Origin of the sequence: Streptomyces sp. NPDC048197 (genome assembly GCF_043202395.1) — a bacterium.
Taxonomy (GTDB): Bacteria; Actinomycetota; Actinomycetes; order Streptomycetales; family Streptomycetaceae; genus Streptomyces; species Streptomyces siderophoricus.
The window spans coordinates 47,146-63,783 of the sequence record NZ_JBIDAJ010000025.1; the positions used below are offsets into that span (position 1 = coordinate 47,146).

Annotated in this window: 13 protein-coding genes and 1 riboswitch; of the genes, 5 read left to right on the plus strand and 8 right to left on the minus strand. The window is 70.7% G+C overall.

Annotated elements, in window-relative coordinates:
• Positions 1–157: 157 nt before the first annotated feature.
• From ACGF4C_RS27835 to ACGF4C_RS27845, 3 genes are all read right to left on the minus strand, one after another.
• Positions 158–2,134, minus strand: a complete 1,977-nt coding sequence (locus ACGF4C_RS27835) for a transglycosylase domain-containing protein (RefSeq protein WP_393569540.1) — start codon at positions 2,132–2,134, stop codon at positions 158–160.
• Between the two features lie 111 nt (positions 2,135–2,245).
• Complete coding sequence (locus ACGF4C_RS27840; RefSeq protein ID WP_393569542.1) at positions 2,246–3,265, minus strand: ribonucleotide-diphosphate reductase subunit beta; 1,020 nt, start codon at positions 3,263–3,265, stop codon at positions 2,246–2,248.
• Positions 3,265–5,709, minus strand: coding sequence for a ribonucleoside-diphosphate reductase subunit alpha (locus ACGF4C_RS27845; RefSeq protein WP_393569544.1), 2,445 nt, complete (start codon positions 5,707–5,709; stop codon positions 3,265–3,267). The genes ACGF4C_RS27840 and ACGF4C_RS27845 overlap by 1 nt, the downstream gene beginning before the upstream one ends.
• 181 nt (positions 5,710–5,890) lie before the next feature.
• Positions 5,891–5,992: riboswitch (cobalamin riboswitch) on the minus strand.
• A gap of 169 nt (positions 5,993–6,161) precedes the next feature.
• Here ACGF4C_RS27845 and ACGF4C_RS27850 point away from each other — a divergent pair.
• Positions 6,162–6,746, plus strand: a complete 585-nt coding sequence (locus ACGF4C_RS27850) for a Uma2 family endonuclease (RefSeq protein WP_393569546.1) — start codon at positions 6,162–6,164, stop codon at positions 6,744–6,746.
• Between the two features lie 73 nt (positions 6,747–6,819).
• Here ACGF4C_RS27850 and mctP read toward each other — a convergent pair whose 3' ends face one another.
• The 3 genes from mctP to ACGF4C_RS27865 form a co-directional block, all read right to left on the minus strand.
• Entirely contained in the window at positions 6,820–8,496 is a 1,677-nt protein-coding gene (gene mctP, locus ACGF4C_RS27855; RefSeq protein ID WP_393569624.1) for a monocarboxylate uptake permease MctP, read from the minus strand.
• A gap of 8 nt (positions 8,497–8,504) precedes the next feature.
• Positions 8,505–8,762, minus strand: coding sequence for a DUF3311 domain-containing protein (locus tag ACGF4C_RS27860; RefSeq protein WP_051823365.1), 258 nt, complete (start codon positions 8,760–8,762; stop codon positions 8,505–8,507).
• A 154-nt stretch (positions 8,763–8,916) separates the two neighbouring features.
• A complete protein-coding gene (locus tag ACGF4C_RS27865) occupies positions 8,917–9,675 on the minus strand; it encodes a GntR family transcriptional regulator (RefSeq protein ID WP_393569626.1) in 759 nt (252 codons plus the stop codon).
• A 241-nt stretch (positions 9,676–9,916) separates the two neighbouring features.
• On the opposite strand from ACGF4C_RS27865, the gene ACGF4C_RS27870 reads away from it, so the two are divergent.
• The 4 genes from ACGF4C_RS27870 to ACGF4C_RS27885 all read left to right on the plus strand — a co-directional run bounded on the left by ACGF4C_RS27870 (position 9,917) and on the right by ACGF4C_RS27885 (position 14,671).
• Positions 9,917–11,185 (plus strand): extracellular solute-binding protein, encoded by a 1,269-nt coding sequence (locus ACGF4C_RS27870; RefSeq protein WP_393569549.1) that lies wholly within the window; start codon positions 9,917–9,919, stop codon positions 11,183–11,185.
• A 107-nt stretch (positions 11,186–11,292) separates the two neighbouring features.
• Positions 11,293–12,282, plus strand: a complete 990-nt coding sequence (locus ACGF4C_RS27875; RefSeq protein WP_393569551.1) for a carbohydrate ABC transporter permease — start codon at positions 11,293–11,295, stop codon at positions 12,280–12,282.
• The gene (locus tag ACGF4C_RS27880) at positions 12,279–13,118 is read left to right on the plus strand and encodes a carbohydrate ABC transporter permease (protein WP_393569553.1); all 840 of its coding nucleotides are present in this window, start codon (positions 12,279–12,281) and stop codon (positions 13,116–13,118) included. The genes ACGF4C_RS27875 and ACGF4C_RS27880 overlap by 4 nt, the downstream gene beginning before the upstream one ends.
• A gap of 8 nt (positions 13,119–13,126) precedes the next feature.
• Entirely contained in the window at positions 13,127–14,671 is a 1,545-nt protein-coding gene (locus tag ACGF4C_RS27885; protein WP_393569555.1) for a glycoside hydrolase family 3 protein, read from the plus strand.
• 107 nt (positions 14,672–14,778) lie between these two features.
• Here the strand turns inward: ACGF4C_RS27885 and nagB are convergent, their stop codons facing one another.
• Both nagB and ACGF4C_RS27895 read right to left on the minus strand, forming a co-directional pair.
• Entirely contained in the window at positions 14,779–15,561 is a 783-nt protein-coding gene (gene nagB, locus ACGF4C_RS27890) for a glucosamine-6-phosphate deaminase (RefSeq protein ID WP_310727770.1), read from the minus strand.
• 164 nt (positions 15,562–15,725) lie between these two features.
• Positions 15,726–16,499, minus strand: coding sequence for an SDR family oxidoreductase (locus ACGF4C_RS27895; protein ID WP_393569628.1), 774 nt, complete (start codon positions 16,497–16,499; stop codon positions 15,726–15,728).
• Between the last annotated feature and the right edge of the window lie 139 nt (positions 16,500–16,638).

Here is a 16,638-nt window from a genome sequence, read left to right on the forward strand (position 1 = left end):
GCTCGGCGGCGGGGCGGCGTTGGCCCGCGGGGGCGCGGCGCCCCGGGGGGGGCCCCCCCCCCGCGGGGGGGGGGCGGGGGGGGGCCGGGGGGGGGGGCGCCGGCCCCGGGGGGGGGGGGGCGCCCGCCCGCGTCCACGAGGCGTACCGGCGGCCGGTCTACGAGGCGTCCTGGTAGGCGCTCCAGACCTTCGGCGGGAGGGACGTCCCCAGACCGGTGCGGGGGCCGCCGACGCCCTGCAGGCCCAGCAGTTGGGGCGCACCGGGCTGGTTGCGGAACATGGTGACGGCGGTGGTCGGCTCGTCACCGGCGCCCGGCGTGGTGCCGGGGCGGACGCCGCCCCAGTTCCCGCCGCCGGTGCCGGGCCCGGTGCCGACCGGGGCGGGCGCCGGGCTGCCGATGAACCACGCCGACTTCATCCGGTCGCCCGGCTCGGTACGGCCGGCCGCCACCGGCGGCCCGGCCGGCTTGGCGTCCGGCAGCCCCAGCGTGCGCCATCCCACGCCCTCCAGGGCGCCGGTCACCTGCTGGGCGACCCCGGCGTCGAGGACCTGCTGGGGCACCGACCGCTCGAAGCCGGGGACCGTGCGGCCGTCGTGCGTCATGGACGACACCGCGTACGGATCGGCGTGCAGCCCGCCGTTGGCGAACGTGGTGTAGGCGCTCGCCATCCGTATCGCGCTGGGCGCCGAGGTGCCGAGCGGGAAGGTCTGCTCCAGGCGGGCCATGCTCTCCTTGCGCAGTCCGGCGGCCACCGCGAGGTCCCGGATCCGGGCCAGCCCGATCCGCTGCCCGGCCTGGACGAACGGCGGGTTCTGGGCCTGCACCAGGGCGCTGCCGAGGTCCGCTGCGGCCTGGTCCGGCCGCCAGTCCACCGGGACGGCCCGGCCGGCCCCCTCGGGGCGGTCGGTGGGCTGCACGGTGGTGTCGACCTGCTGCTGGAGGGCGGCGGCGAGCACGAAGGGTTTGAAGGCCGAGCCGGCCGGGACCGCCGTGGTGTCCGCGTTGTTGCTGAAGTGCCGGGTGGCGTCGGCACCGCCGTAGAGCGCGACGATCGCGCCGTCCCGGGGGCGCACCGAGGCCGCCCCGAATTCCACGAAGGTGTCGGCGGCCCGCTCCTTCGGGTCGAGGTTCTCCCGGCGGACGGTGTTCACGGCCGCCTCCAGGCGGCGGGTGCGCTTCTTGTCGAAGGTGGTGTGGACGCGGTAGCCGCCGCGCGCCAGGTCCTTGTCGGTGAGCCCGGTGTCGGCCTTGATGAACTTGTTGGCGACGTCGACGAGATAGCCGATCTGGCCGGCCTGGCTGGTGGGCTTCGACGGCGGCCGGGGCTCGGGGAAGGTGCGGTACTTCGCCCGTTCCTCCTCGCTCATCTTGCCGGTGGCGACCTGCCGGTCGAGGATCCACCGCCAGCGTGCCACCGCCCGCCGGTGGTTGGCCTCGCTCAGCCCCGGGTCGTACTGGTCGGCACCCTTCAGCGTGGCCGCCAGCAGGGCGCCCTGGCTGGGACTGAGGTTCTTGGCGTCGATGCCGTAGTACGCGTGGGCGGCGGCCTGGATGCCGTACGAACCGCGGCCGAACCAGCTGGTGTTGAGGTAGCCGCGGAGGATGTCGCGCTTGGACTTCTGGTTGCTCACCTTCAGCGCGATGATGAATTCCCGCAGCTTGCGGGTGACCGTCTGGTCCTGCGAGAGATAGGTGTTCTTCACGTACTGCTGGGTGATGGTGGAGCCGCCCTGGGTCTCCTCGCCGGAGACCATGTTGACCAGGGCCCGGGCGATTCCCTGGACGGATACCCCGGGATCGCTGTAGAACGTGGCGTTCTCGGCGGAGATCACCGCGTTCTCGACCGAGTCGGGGACCTTGTCGAGGGTGATGTTCTGCCGGTTGACGGCGCCCACGCTCACCATCTGGCTGCCGTCCGCCCAGTAGTAGACGGTGGCCTCCTTACCGGCGAGCTCGTTCTCGTCCGGTATGTCGATCTTCGCGTACACGAACGCGAACAACCCCGCCAGGGAGAGGATGCCGAACGCGAGGGTGCCGAGCCACAGCCGCCATGACGGCAGCCAACAGCGCAGCCCCTCGCGTCCCCGGCGCGGATAGTCGATGAACCGGCGACGCCCCTTCGTGCCCTTCATAACCGGATAGATGTGGCGGCCCCGGCCCTGGTTGCCGAGGTAACAGAACGCTCACAATCGCAGGTGACCGGGGTGAACGGGCGCCGCCGGCAAGGACGTCGGGGCGCCGGCCTAGAAGTCGTCGTCGAAGGAGACCGAGCCCTCGACGGCGACCTGGTAGGCGGAGGCCCGGCGCTCGAAGAAGTTGGTCAGCTCCTGGACGTTCTGCAGCTCCATGAAGGAGAACGGGTTCTCCGAGCCGTACACGGGCGCGAAGCCGAGCCGCTGCAGACGCTGGTCCGCGACGCACTGCAGGTACTCGCGCATCGACTCGGTGTTCATCCCCGGCAGGCCGTCGCCGCACAGGTCACGGCCGAACTGCAGCTCGGCCTCGACGGCCTCCCTCAGCATCTCGGTGACCTGCAGCTCCAGCTTGTCGTCGAAGAGGTCGGGCTCCTCCTCGCGGACCGTGTCCACCACCGAGAACGCGAACTCCATGTGCATGGACTCGTCGCGGAAGACCCAGTTGGTGCCGGTGGCCAGGCCGTGCAGCAGCCCGCGCGAGCGGAACCAGTAGACGTAGGCGAAGGCACCGTAGAAGAACAGGCCCTCGATGCACGCCGCGAAACAGATGAGGTTGAGGAGGAAGCGACGGCGGTCGGCCTTGGACTCCAGCCGGTCGATGCTCTCGACCGAGTCCATCCACTTGAAGCAGAACTGGGCCTTCTCCCGGATGGACGGGATGTTCTCCACCGCGGCGAAGGCGGCGGCACGGTCCTCCGGATCGGGCAGATAGGTGTCCAGCAGCGTCAGATAGAACTGGACGTGCACCGCCTCCTCGAAGAGCTGACGGCTCAGGTACAGCCGCGCCTCGGGGGAGTTGATGTGCTTGTACAGCGTCAGGACCAGGTTGTTGGCGACGATCGAGTCACCGGTCGCGAAGAACGCGACCAGCCGGCCGATCATGTGCTGCTCGCCGGGCGAGAGCTTGGCGAGGTCGGCCACGTCGGAGTGGAGGTCGACCTCCTCCACGGTCCAGGTGTTCTTGATCGCGTCGCGGTAGCGGTCGTAGAACTCCGGGTACCGCATGGGCCGCAGGGTGAGTTCGAAGCCCGGGTCGAGCAGGTTCTTTGAACGGGCGGTGTCGGACATTACTGGCAGGCCTCGCAGGACTCGGGGTTTTCCAGGGAGCAGGCGACCGCCTCGGGGTCGGTCACCGGCAGTTGCGGCGCTTGCTGGGCGGGGACGGACGCGGCGCGCGCCGACTGCGCGATCCGCGTCGCCGGGCGCGACCGCAGGTAGTACGTGGTCTTGATGCCGCGCTTCCAGGCGTACGCGTACATCGAGCTGAGCTTGCCGATGGTCGGCGACGCCATGAAGAGGTTCAGCGACTGGCTCTGGTCGAGGAACGGCGTACGGGCCGCGGCCATGTCGATCAGGGCGCGCTGCGGGATCTCCCAGGCGGTGCGGTAGAGCGCCCGGATCCGCTCGGGGATCCACGCCACGTCCTGCACCGAGCCGTTCGCCTCGCGCAGCGCGTCACGGGTCCGCGCGTCCCACAGGCCCAGAGCCTTGAGCTCCTCGATCAGGTAGGCGTTGACCTGCAGGAACTCACCGCTCAGCGTCTCGCGCTTGAAGAGGTTGGACACCTGCGGCTCGATGCACTCGTACACACCGGCGATGGAGGCGATGGTCGCGGTCGGCGCGATCGCGAGGAGGAGGGAGTTGCGCATCCCGGTCTTCGCGATGCGGGCGCGCAGCGCGGCCCAGCGGTCCGCCCAGCGCGGCTCGGCGTCCGGGTAGTGGTCGGGGTGCAGCACGCCGCGGGCGGTACGGGTCGCGGACCAGGCGGGGTGCGGGCCGTGCCGCTCGGCGAGGTCGGCGGACGCCTCGTAGGCGGCGAGCATGATCCGCTCGGAGATACGGGTGGACAGCTCCTTCGCCTCGGGGGAGTCGAAGGGCAGCCGCAGCCGGAAGAAGACGTCCTGCAGACCCATCAGGCCCAGACCGACCGGGCGCCAGCGGGAGTTGGAGGCGGCGGCCTGCTCGGTGGGGTAGAAGTTGATGTCCACGACGCGGTCGAGGAAGGTGACGGCCGTACGGACCGTGGCGTCCAGCCGCTCCCAGTCCATCGCCTCCTCCCAGCCGTTGGCCTCGTTGCCCAGGTGGGCGGCGAGGTTGACCGACCCGAGGTTGCAGACCGCGGTCTCCCCGTCGTCGGTCACCTCCAGGATCTCCGTGCACAGGTTGGAGGAGTGCACGACCTTGCCGGGCTCGGCGGTCTGGTTGGCGGTGCGGTTGGCGGCGTCCTTGAACGTCATCCAGCCGTTGCCGGTCTGCGCCAGGGTGCGCATCATGCGGGAGTACAGCACCCGGGCCGGGATCTGCTTGAGCGCCCGGCCCTCGGCCTCGGCCTTGCGGTACGCGGCGTCGAACTCCGCGCCCCACAGGTCCACCAGCTCGGGGACGTCGGAGGGCGAGAACAGCGACCAGTCGGCGTCCGCCTCCACCCGGCGCATGAACTCGTCCGGGATCCAGTGCGCGAGGTTCAGGTTGTGGGTACGGCGGGCCTCTTCGCCGGTGTTGTCGCGGAGCTCCAGGAACTCCTCGATGTCCGCGTGCCAGGTCTCCAGGTAGACGCAGGCCGCGCCCTTGCGCCGGCCGCCCTGGTTCACCGCCGCCACCGAGGCGTCCAGCGTGCGCAGGAACGGCACGATGCCGTTGGAGTGCCCGTTGGTGCCGCGGATCAGCGAACCACGGGCCCGGATCCGGGAGTACGACAGTCCGATGCCGCCGGCGTGCTTGGAGAGCCGGGCGACCTGGTGGTACCGGTCGTAGATCGAGTCCAGCTCGTCCAGCGGGGAGTCCAGCAGGTAGCAGGACGACATCTGGGGGTGGCGGGTGCCGGAGTTGAAGAGGGTGGGGGAGGAGGGGAGGTACGACAGCGAGCTGGTGAGGCGGTACAGCTCGGCGACGTCCACCAGCGCCCGCTCGGTGGCCTCGGGCGAATCGGCGGCCTCCGCGAGGCCGCAGGCCACCCGCAGCAGGAAGTGCTGGGGCGTCTCGATCACCTGACGGGTGGTGGGGTGCCGCAGCAGGTAGCGGGAGTGCAGGGTGCGCAGGCCGAAGTAGCCGAAGCGGTCGTCGGCGCCGTCCGCGAGCGCCTGCTCGACCAGCGCGTCCAGCCGCGCCGCGTGCGCCCGGACGAACTCCGCGGTCTCGTCGGCGATCAGGCCCTCGCGGTGGCCGACCTCGATGGAGGCGGAGAAGGCGACCGCCCCCTGTTCGGCCGCCTCCTCCGAGATCGCGAGGGTGAGCAGCCGCGCGGCGAGCTTGGAGTACTCCGGCTCGTCACCGATCAGGCCGGCCGCGGCCTCGGTGGCCAGCGCGCGCAGCTCGGCCTCGTCGGAACCCGCGTGCCGGCCGCGCAGGGCGGCGGCGGCCACCTTGCCGGGGTCGGTCGCGGTGAGGTCCGCGGTCAGGTCGGTGAGGGTGCGCAGCAGGGCGACGCCCGGACCGTCGGAGGCGGGCGGCGTGGTCACCGCGGGCGGCACGACCTCGGCGTCTGACGCGGGTTCCGTTGGCGCGATGGTCACGTGATGCTCTCCCTCACTCGGCGGGGGCCGGGAGGGGCGCGGGCGCGACGGGCGCACGCGGGCATGCGGCACCCCGTCAGGTCAGGGGTGCGCGGGCACACCGCGCGGCGTCCACCGGCCCTCCCTCGGGGCCCGGACGTATCGACGTCCGCACCGATGGCGGTGCGGGCGTGCCGTCGGCAGGTCCTCGGACTTCCGGGCGCACGGCGGCCCGTCGACAAAGGCGGGCGGGTGCGCTCGTACACCGTTGCGGGACAGTCCCGGATTCCCACCGGGTTCCCCTGCGGCGACAGCGAGGACGAGCATACATGTGGTGGTGGCCCCTCAGGTGCACCCCCACATCTAGTGTGTCGCGAGTGATCAACGAGTGATCGGGCGGTGCCTGTCAGTGGTCTCGGCTATCGTCGGTTGCACGTTCCTTGCTCTGCCCGATGACAGAAGGAGGAGGCTCCATGACCGCGCTTGCCGACCGGCCGCACATCAGCACGGCCGATTTCGAAGAGGCCGCCCGGATACTCAGCCGCTTGGAGGAAGAGGCGCGGTTGGAGCTCATCAACGGGAAGGTCAAGAGCAAGCCCATGCCGGACGGGGATCACGGACGGATCATCCAGTGGTTGCTGCGCATCTGCATGCAGCACAGGCCTGAGCTCTTTCTGGACCCGAACCAGGGGCTGAAGACGGAGGCTTACCGGAACGGCCGCCTCCGCCCTGATGGCTCGCTCGTTCCCAGTGATGCTTTCGTCGGTCAGGGTGAATGGGCGGATCCCGAACCGGTGTTGATGGTCGTCGAGGTGACTTCGCACGACGCGGACACCGACCAGCGCGATCGGGTGGAGAAGCCCCGCGCGTACGCCGAAACCGGCATTCCGGTCTACCTGCTGATCGACCGTGACAACTGCGAGGTGTCCGTGTACAGCGAGCCGAACGGTTCCCGGTACGAGAACGTGCACACCGTCCCGTACGGCAAGTCTCTCCACCTCCCGGACCCCGTCGGCATCACCCTCGACACCGAGCCGCTCAAGGACTGGGCGAACTGATCCGGGGTGTACGGAACGGGCCGCTGCCTCCCGTGCGAGAGGCAGCGGCCCGTGGCGTCGGACGCGGGGTGGCTCAGTGCCCCGCCGGAGCCCCCGCCGTCGCCGGGGGGAGTTCGACGGCCACGCCTTCGTCGCCCGCGTCGGCGGTGTAGTCCGCGGGGCTGGTCTCGTCCGTGCCGTCGGGGGCGTTGAAGGCCCGTAGGACGACGGTGAGGACGACCGCGACGACGACGTTCAGGACGAACGCGGTCAGGCCGATGTAGCCGATCTCCCCGAGGCCGGGGATCGCCGTGCTGGGGCCGCCGAAGTGCTTCTGCTTCGGGGTGGCCACGCCGTACGCCGCGAGCGTGCCGTAGAGCATGCCGGCCGCCCAGCCCGCCAGGAGTGCCCAGCGGTGGAACCAGCGGGTGAACAGGCCGCCGACCAGGGACGGCAGGGTCTGCAGGATCCAGATGCCGCCCAGCAGCTGGAAGTTGATGGCGACGGTCTTGTCCATGGTGAGGACGAAGACCAGGGCGCCGACCTTGACCAGCAGGGAGACCAGCTTGGCGACCTTGTGCTCCTGCTCGGGTGTGGCGTCCTGCTTGAGGAAGTCCTTGTAGACGTTCCGGGTGAAGAGGTTGGCGGCCGCGATGGACATGATGGCCGCCGGGACCAGGGCGCCGATGCCGATCGCGGCGAACGCGACGCCGGTGAACCAGCTGGGGAACATGTCCTCGAACAGCTGGGGGATGGCCAGTTGCGGGTTGCCCTGGATGTCCGTACCGGCCTTGATCGCCATGAAGCCGAGCAGCGCCAGCAGGCCCAGCATCAGCGAGTAGAGCGGCAGGATCGTGGTGTTGCGGCGGATCACGTTGCGGCTGCGCGAGGACAGCGTCGCGGTGATCGAGTGCGGGTACATGAACAGCGCCAGGGCCGAGCCGAGGGCCAGCGTGGCGTACGCCCACTGGGCGTTGGGGCCGCTGGTCACTTCGCCGCGTGGTTTGCCGGGGACGGCGCCGGGCTGCGCGAGCGCCTTGCCCGCCGCGTGGAAGATGCTGTCGAAGCCGCCCAGTTTGATCGGGATGTAGATGATCGCGACGCCGATGACGAGGTAGATCAGGCCGTCCTTGACGAACGCGATCAGGGCGGGCGCACGCAGACCGGAGGAGTAGGTGTAGGCCGCCAGCACCGCGAAGGCGATCAGCAGCGGGAGGTCCTTGACGAACCAGTTGGTGTGCTCGCCGCCGCCGATCCCCATGACGTCCAGCACGGCCTGGATGCCCACCAGCTGGAGCGCGATGTACGGCATCGTGGCGAGGATGCCGGTGAGCGCCACCGCCAGCGACAGGCCCTTGGAGCCGAAGCGGCCGCGGACGAAGTCGGAGGTGGTGACGTAGCCGTGCTTGTGCGAGACCGACCAGAGGCGGGGCAGGAAGAGGAAGATGAAGGGGTAGACCAGGATCGTGTACGGCACGGCGAAGAAGCCGGAGGCGCCCGCCGTGTAGACCGCCGCCGGGACGGCCACGAAGGTGTACGCGGTGTACAGGTCACCGCCGAGCAGGAACCACGTGATCCAGGTGCCGAAGCTGCGGCCGCCCAGGCCCCATTCGTCCAGGTTGGCGGACTGCTCGGCCTTGCGCCAGCGGGCGGCGAGGAAGCCCATGACCGTCACGGCCAGGAAGAAGAAGACGAAGACGGCGAGGGCGACGCCGTTGACGCCGTGGGTCTGGGAGGCGGCCAGCCGGACGGTCGCCGGGGCCGCGGTCACGAGGGCGCTCACCGGCCACCGTCCTTGCGGAGGCGCTGCTCACGCCGGACGAGCTTGTACGCGACGGTGGTCAGCACCGTAGAGATCAGCACCCACGCCATCTGGTACCAGTAGAAGAACGGGATCCCGATCAGCGTCGGCTCGATCCTGGCGTACGAGCTCACCCACAGCATCGAGACGAACGGGGCCAGCAGGCACAGTCCGGCCACGATGCGCGTCGGGGTGACGACCTGTCTTCCGGTCGGTGATTCGGCTGGCTCTGGCATCAGCGTGGCTCCGTCCCTGGCTGTCTCCTGTGCAATCGGCTGGAAATCTATGGCAGGGCCGTGGCGCGCGTCACTAGGTGTCCGCATATCGGTATGGACACTTCGCCGGGAACGGGGCGGCGGGCAACGGGAGTTCCGCGCCCGCCGGTGCCGTTCAGTCCGTGGGGCGCTGCAGCCTGGCGACGAACTTGTAGCGGTCGCCGCGGTAGACCGAGCGCACCCATTCCACCGGCTGCCCCTGGGCGTCGAGGGAGTGGCGGGAGAGCATCAGCATCGGCAGGCCGACGTCGGTGCCCAGCAGTCCGGCCTCGCGCGGGGTGGCGAGCGAGGTCTCGATGGTCTCCTCGGCCTCGGCGAGCCGGACGTCGTAGACCTCGGCCAGCGCGGTGTACAGCGAGGTGTACTTGACCAGGTTGCGGCGGAGCGCGGGGAAGCGCTTGGCCGACAGGTGGGTGGTCTCGATCGCCATCGGCTCACCGCTGGCCAGCCGCAGCCGTTCGATGCGCAGCACCCGCCCGCCGGGCGCGATGTCCAGCAGGCCGGCCAGCCGGTCGTCGGCGGTGACATAGCCGATGTCCAGCAGCTGGGAGGTCGGTTCCAGCCCCTGGGCACGCATGTCCTCCGTGTAGGAGGTCAGTTGCAGGGCCTGGGAAACCTTGGGCTTGGCCACGAAGGTGCCCTTGCCCTGGATGCGTTCCAGCCGGCCCTCGACGACCAGTTCCTGGAGGGCCTGGCGGACGGTGGTCCGCGAGGTGTCGAACTCCGCGGCGAGGGTGCGTTCGGGCGGGACCGGGGTGCCGGGCGGCAGGGTTTCGGTGATTTCCAACAAGTGCCGCTTGAGGCGGTAGTACTTGGGCACGCGCGCGGTCCGCGCGCCGCCGGCGCTCTCGACGCTGCCGCCGTCGGTCTCCATGACCCGCCTCTCCGACCCCTGTCCTGCTGCCGTCACCGGCTCCTCCGTACGTAGCGGCTCACATCGTGGCACGGAAGGGTTCCCCGCGCCCTCTCGCAGGTCCCGGCCCGCCTGATGTCGGTCCGGTAACGGACCTGACAGCGACTCTTATACACCCTTGACACCCCAAAAGGTCTAGGCCAAGCTGCGGGAACTGGTCTAAACCATTAAAGACCACACCCGGCCTTTAGGGGAGAGCGCAATGAAGCGTGGGCTCATAGCAGCGACGGCCGTCGCGGGAATGCTGGTGAGTGTCGCTGCCTGTGGGTCCAGCGACGGCGGGAAGACGGGGGCGGACGGCTTCAAGGGCCAGAAGCTGACCGTATGGGTGATGAGCGGATCGAACCCGGCACAGTGGTCCAAGCAGGTCTCCGAGCAGTTCAAGAAGAAGACCGGCGCGACCGTCGAGTTCAAGGTCCAGCAGTGGAACGGCATTCAGCAGAAGCTGAGCACCGCCCTTTCCGAGGACACCCCGCCGGACGTCGTGGAAATCGGCAACACCCAGACCGCCGCCTACGCCAAGGCGGGCGCCCTGGCCGACCTCGGTGACCTCAAGAAGGACATCGGCGCCGACTGGAACGACGCGTTCAACAAGGCGTCGATCGTGGACGGAAAGCAGTACGCACTGCCGTGGTACGCCGGGAACCGCGTGGTGATGTACAACAAGAAGATCTGGGCGAAGGCCGGTATCAAGGGAATTCCGAAGACCCGTTCCGAGCTCTTCAAGGACTTCGACACCATCAAGAAGAAGACCGACGCCGAACCGCTCTACCTGCCCGGCCAGAACTGGTACTTCTTCGACGGCCTGACCATCGGCACCGGGGCCGACCTGGTGAAGAAGCAGGGCGGCAAGTGGGTCTCCAACCTCGGCGACCCCAAGGTCTCCAAGGCCATGGACATCTACCGGCAGTACCAGTCCTTCAGCACCGCGCCGAAGAACAAGGACGAGGCCACCCCGCAGCAGGCCGAGATCTTCGCCAAGGGGAAGACCGGCGCCATCATCGCCATGGGCTACGAGGCCGCCGAAGCCGTCAAGACCAACCCGGACATCAAGCCGGACATCGGCTTCTTCACCATTCCGGGCGAGACCGCCGGCAAGCCCGAGGGAGTATTCCTCGGCGGCTCCAACTTCGCGGTCGCCGGAATGGGCAAGAACCAGGAACTCGCCAAGGAATTCCTGAAGGTCGCACTCTCCAAGGAGAACGACGGGCAGATGGTCAAGGAGGCCGGCTGGACCCCCAAGTCCGCCGACCTGGCCGGCGCCGCCCAGGAGAATCCGGCCGCCGCGGCCGCCGCCCCCGCCGCACAGAAGTCCGGCGGCACCACCCCGCTCATTCCGCAGTGGGCCGCCGTGGAGAACGTCCCGAACCCCATCAAGAACTACATGACGGCCGTGCTGAACGGTAAGTCCCCGGCCGACGCCGCCAAGGACATCGAGTCCGACATCAACGCGCGGCTCGCCAAGCAGTAACCACACCGGCTGCGTACGGGGCCGGCCGTCCCCGGCCCCGTACGCGCGTGGGCAGGCGCACACCGACCTTCACGGCAACCCGGCGACAACAAGGGGGAACAGGGGCCATGGCAGTGCAGCTCGACGCCGCGGTGGAAAAGACCGCGCCGCGCACCGGCAAGGGGGGAGCCCCGCCCGCCCGCGGCACCGTGGGCAGACGGACCGCCCGCCGCACCCCCTACCTCCTCCTGCTGCCCGCCCTGCTCGCCACCGCCGTCTTCCTCGGCTGGCCGCTGGTCCGCAACCTGCTGCTCTCCTTCCAGAACCTCAACATGAAGGAGCTCATCCAGCACCTCACCGACTGGCGCGGGACCGGCAACTACCAGGAGGTCCTGGGCAGCGAGCAGTTCTGGCGGGTCACCGGCCGGACCGTCGTCTTCACCGCGGTCAACGTGGTCCTGATCATGGTCCTGGGCGTGCTGATCGGACTGCTGCTGGCCCGGCTCGGCAAGAAGATGCGGCTGACCCTGTCGCTCGCGCTGGTCCTGGCCTGGGCGATGCCGGTGGTCGCCGCCACCACCGTCTTCCAGTGGCTCTTCGACTCCCGCTACGGCGTCGTCAACTGGCTGCTCGACAAGCTCGGCCGGCACTCCATGGCCCACTACGACTGGGTCGGCACCCAGCTGTCGACCTTCTTCGTGATCACCGTGCTGATCGTGTGGCAGTCCCTGCCGTTCGTGGCCCTCAACCTCTACGCGGCCACCACGACCATCCCCCGGGAGCTCTACGAAGCCGCCCGGATGGACGGGGCCGGCACCTGGAAGGTCTTCACCTCCGTCACCTTCCCCTTCCTCAAGCCGTTCTTCCTGGCCACCACGTTCCTGGAGATCATCTGGGTCTTCAAGGCGTTCCCGCAGATCTTCGCGATCAACCAGGGCGGCCCGGACCGGCTCACCGAAACCCTGCCGATCTACGCCTTCACCGAGGGCGTCGGCAACCTCCACTTCGGCATGGGCGCCGCGATCTCCCTGCTCACCATCGCCGTGCTGCTCGTGATGACCGCCCACTACCTGCGTCTGACGCTCAAGCAGGAACAGCAAGAGGAGAACGAGCTGTGAAGCGCACGGCCCTTTCGACGGCCGGCCGCATCTGGCCCAACGCCACCGCGGCCCTGCTCGCCCTCGGTTTCGTCTTCCCCGTCTACTGGATGTTCAGCACCGCCTTCAAACCGACCCGGGACATCATCACCGAGGACCCGGTGTGGTTCCCCTTCCACGGCACCGTCGAGCACTTCGCGACGGCCGTCACCGCCCCCCACTTCTGGGCACTGGCCGGCAACTCGGTCGTCGTGACCGTCCTGGCCGTCGGGCTGTCCCTGGTCATCGCGCTCTGCGGGGCGTTCGCCCTCACCCGGATGCGCTTCAAGGGCCGCCGCGGCATCCTGCTGACCTTCATGGTCGCCCAGATGGCGCCCTGGGAGGTCATGGTGATCTCCATCTACCTGATCGTCCGGGACGCCGACCTGCTCAACAGCCTCGTCCCGCTCACCTGCTTCTACATGCTGATGGTGCTGCCCTTCACCCTGCTGACGCTGCGCGGCTACGTCGCCGCGGTGCCCAGGGAACTGGAGGAGTCCGCGATGGTCGACGGCTGCTCCCGGCGGCAGGCGTTCCGCAAGGTCGTCCTCCCGCTGCTGGCACCCGGCCTGATGGCCACCTCCCTCTTCGGCTTCATCACCGCCTGGAACGAGTTCCCGCTCGTGCTGGTCCTCAACAAGGAGCCGGGCACCGGCACGCTGCCGCTGTGGCTCTCGCAGTTCCAGACCCAGTTCGGCGACGACTGGGGCGCCACCATGGCCGCCGCCTCCCTCTTCGCCGTCCCGATCCTCGTCCTCTTCCTGTTCCTGCAACGCAAGGCGGTCGGCGGTCTCACCTCCGGCGCAGTGAAGGGATAACGCACGCCATGCCACCTCCCGTCCGCCCGGTACGCCCCACCGACACCCTCACCCGCGACGCGCTCGCCGTCCTCCAGCCCGGCTTCACCGGCACCACCGCCCCCGACTGGCTGCTGCGCCGGCTCGGCGAGGGCCTGACCACGGTCGGCCTGTTCGGCCGCAATGTGGCGAACCCCGGCCAACTGGCCGCGCTGACCGGCCGGTTGCGCCGGGAACGCGAGGACGTCCTGGTCGCCGTCGACGAGGAGGGCGGCGACGTCACCCGCCTCGAAGTGCGCGGCGGCTCCTCCTTCCCCGGCAACCACGCGCTGGGCGCCGTCGACGACCCGGCCCTGACCCGCGCGGTCGCCCGGGAACTCGGCCGCCGGCTGGCCGAGTGCGGCATCACTCTCAACTGGGCACCGTCCGCCGACGTCAACTCCAACCCGGACAACCCGGTCATCGGCGTCCGCTCCTTCGGCGCCGACCCGCACCTGGTCGCCCGGCACACCGCCGCCTACGTCGAGGGCCTGCAGTCCGCCGGCGTGGCCGCCTGCACCAAGCACTTCCCCGGCCACGGCGACACCGCCGTCGACTCCCACCTCGACCTGCCGCGGATCACCGCCGACCTGGCCACCCTCCAGGAGCGCGAACTCGTCCCGTTCCGCGCCGCGGTCGCGGCCGGCACCCGCGCCGTGATGAGCGCCCACATCCTGCTGCCCGCACTGGACGGCGACCGCCCCGCCACACTCAGCCCGGCCGCCCTGCACGGCCTGCTGCGCGCCCCCGCCACCGAGGGCGGCCTCGGCTTCGACGGCCTGATCGTCACCGACGGCATGGAGATGCAGGCCATCTCCGCCACCTACGGCATCGAACGCGGCAGCGTGCTCGCCCTCGCGGCCGGCGCGGACGCGATCTGCGTGGGTGGCGGCCTCGCCGACGAGGACATCGTGCTGCGGCTGCGCGACGCCCTGGTGGCGGCGGTGCGCGACGGCGAACTGCCGGAGGAGCGGCTGGCCGACGCCGCGGCACGGGTGCGCGCCCTGGCGCGCTGGACCGTGGCCGCGGGGGAGGGGGCCGCGGGGGAGCGGGCCGCGCCCGCGCCGGGGATCGGCCTCACCGCCGCCCGGCGCGCCCTGCGCCGCACCGCGGGCGGGCAGCCGTACGCACCGCTCACCGGCGCCGCCTACGTCGCGGCGTTCACCCCGCTCGCCAACATCGCGGTCGGCGACGAGACGCCGTGGGGCGTCGCCGCCGAACTGGCCCGCCTGCTGCCGGGCACCGACACCGGCACCTACTCCGCGGACGCCGCTGCGGCCGGGATCCCGGCACTGGTCGAGGGCCTGCTCACCGCGGCCGCCGGCCGCCGGATCGTGGCCGTCGTCCGCGACGTCCACCGCCACCCCTGGATGGCCGACGCCCTGGCCGCCCTCCTGGCCGCCCGCCCCGGCACCGCCGTCGTGGAAATGGGCGTCCCCCAGGCCCCGCCCCGGGGCGCCCTCCACCTCGCCACCCACGGCGCCGCCCGGGTCTGCGGCCGGGCCGCGGCCGAGGCCCTCACCGGACGCCTCTGAAAACCCGGACCGGCCGGGCCACGGAGCAGTCGGGATACGGACCGGCCGGGGCGCTCCCCGTGGGAACGCCCCGGCCGGTCCGTACGCGGGCGCGGCCCGCGGGCGGGTCAGATGCCCTGCCACTCCGGCTTCGCCGCGTAGGTGGCGCGGAAGTAGTCGGCGAGCTTCAGCTTGCCGGCTGCGGCCTCGTCGACCACGACCGTGGCGTGCGGGTGCAGCTGGAGCGCGGAGGCCGGGACCAGCGCGGCCACCGGGCCCTCCACCGCATGGGCCACCGCGTCCGCCTTGCCCTCACCGGTGGCCAGCAGCACCAGGTGCCGGGCCTCCAGGATGGTGCCGATGCCCTGGGTGATGACGTGGTGCGGGACCTCGTCGAGGCTGTCGAAGAACCGGGCGTTGTCCTCCCGGGTCTGCCGGGTCAGCGTCTTGATGCGGGTCCGCGACGCCAGCGAGGAGCAGGGCTCGTTGAAGCCGATGTGCCCGTCGGTGCCGATGCCGAGCAGCTGGAGGTCCACCCCGCCGGCCTCGCCCAGCGCCCGGTCGTACGCCTCGCAGGCGGCCTGGACGTCCTCGGCCGTACCGTCCGGCCCCATGAACGCGCCCTCGTCCAGACCGAGCGGCTCGACCACCTCGCGCAGCACCACCGAGCGGTAGGACTCGGGGTGCCCGGCCGGCAGCCCGACGTACTCGTCGAGCTGGCAGATCCGGGTCCGCGAGGCGTCCACCTCGCCGGCCCGGACCTTCGCCGCGAGCGCCTGGTAGATGGGCAGCGGGGTCGAGCCGGTGGCCACCCCCAGCAGCGCATCGGGCTTGCGCCGCACCAGGGTGGCGATGGCCTCCGCGATCAGCTCGCCGCCTGCCGTGGCGTCCGGAACGATGACAACTTCCACGTTTGGCCTGCCGTTCTGGAGAAGGGTCCGAAGGGTCTGCAGCGTCCGTAAACGGAGGTGGTATAGACCAATCTACCAGAGGGTGGGCCCTCGGAGCGGGTGGCGGCGCACCACGGCGGGCGGCGGCTTTCCGTCGGTACGGTGACCGGCGGGGTGAGGCGGCGTCAGAGCAGGCCGCCACCGGTCGCGTCGATCCACTGCCCGGTCACCCACCGGCTGTCGTCCGAGGCCAGGAAGGCCACGATGTCGGCGATCTCCGCGCCGCCCGCGACCCGGCCCAGCGGCGACAGCCCGCGCACCCGCTCCCGGGCCGCGGCGTTGTCCTCGCCCCGCAGCCAGCCGGCGTTCATGTCGGTGTCCACCGCCCCCGGCGCCACCGCGTTGACCGTGATGCCGCGCGGCCCCAGGTCCTTGGCGAGGGTCGAGGTGAAGACGTCGACCGCCCCCTTCGACATGGCGTACGCGATCAGCTCCGGCTTCGCGGCGCCGCGGGTCAGGCCGGTGGAGACATTGACGATCCGCCCGCCGTCGCGCAGCCGGGACAGCCCGCGCTGCACCAGGAAGAACGGCGCCTTGGCGTTGACCGCGAAGAGACGGTCGAAGTCCTCCTCGGTGAGCGCGCCGATCCCCTTGAGCGTCCCGTCCACCGCCTTGTTGATCCCGGCGTTGTTGACCAGGACGTCCAGCCCCGCGGCCTGCTCGTCGAACGCGGCCCACAGCGCCTCGGCGTCCCCCGGCACGCCCAGCTCCGCCCGGACGGTGAAGGCCGTCCCGCCCGCGGCCTCGATCGCCGCGACGGTCTCCTTCGCCGCCGCCTCGTCGTGGCCGTAGTGGACGGCCACCCGGGCGCCGTCCCGCCCCAGCCGTTCCGAGATCGCCCGGCCGATCCCCCGGCCGCCGCCGGTGACCAGTGCCGTCCTGCCGCTGAGCGCACCCATGGACATGTGCCCCTCCCCATCCGTGTCCGGCGTCCCCGCCGCGCGGGCACACCGCTCCGTCTGCCGGGCGACTGTTTTGTATCGCTCGGTCCAGAACGAAGGTAGCACGCATTCCGGCCGCGCAGGCCACGTCCTACGG

What these genes read in the sequence shown, in the direction of transcription:
- ACGF4C_RS27835 (WP_393569540.1), bottom strand. Translation starts at nt 2,134, where the DNA reads ATGAAGGGCACGAAGGGGCGTCGCCGGTTCATCGACTATCCGCGCCGG.
- ACGF4C_RS27840 (WP_393569542.1), bottom strand. Translation starts at nt 3,265, where the DNA reads ATGTCCGACACCGCCCGTTCAAAGAACCTGCTCGACCCGGGCTTCGAA.
- ACGF4C_RS27850 (WP_393569546.1), top strand. Translation starts at nt 6,162, where the DNA reads ATGACCGCGCTTGCCGACCGGCCGCACATCAGCACGGCCGATTTCGAA.
- ACGF4C_RS27860 (WP_051823365.1), bottom strand. Translation starts at nt 8,762, where the DNA reads ATGCCAGAGCCAGCCGAATCACCGACCGGAAGACAGGTCGTCACCCCG.
- ACGF4C_RS27865 (WP_393569626.1), bottom strand. Translation starts at nt 9,675, where the DNA reads ATGGAGACCGACGGCGGCAGCGTCGAGAGCGCCGGCGGCGCGCGGACC.
- ACGF4C_RS27870 (WP_393569549.1), top strand. Translation starts at nt 9,917, where the DNA reads ATGAAGCGTGGGCTCATAGCAGCGACGGCCGTCGCGGGAATGCTGGTG.
- ACGF4C_RS27875 (WP_393569551.1), top strand. Translation starts at nt 11,293, where the DNA reads ATGGCAGTGCAGCTCGACGCCGCGGTGGAAAAGACCGCGCCGCGCACC.
- ACGF4C_RS27885 (WP_393569555.1), top strand. Translation starts at nt 13,127, where the DNA reads ATGCCACCTCCCGTCCGCCCGGTACGCCCCACCGACACCCTCACCCGC.
- ACGF4C_RS27895 (WP_393569628.1), bottom strand. Translation starts at nt 16,499, where the DNA reads ATGGGTGCGCTCAGCGGCAGGACGGCACTGGTCACCGGCGGCGGCCGG.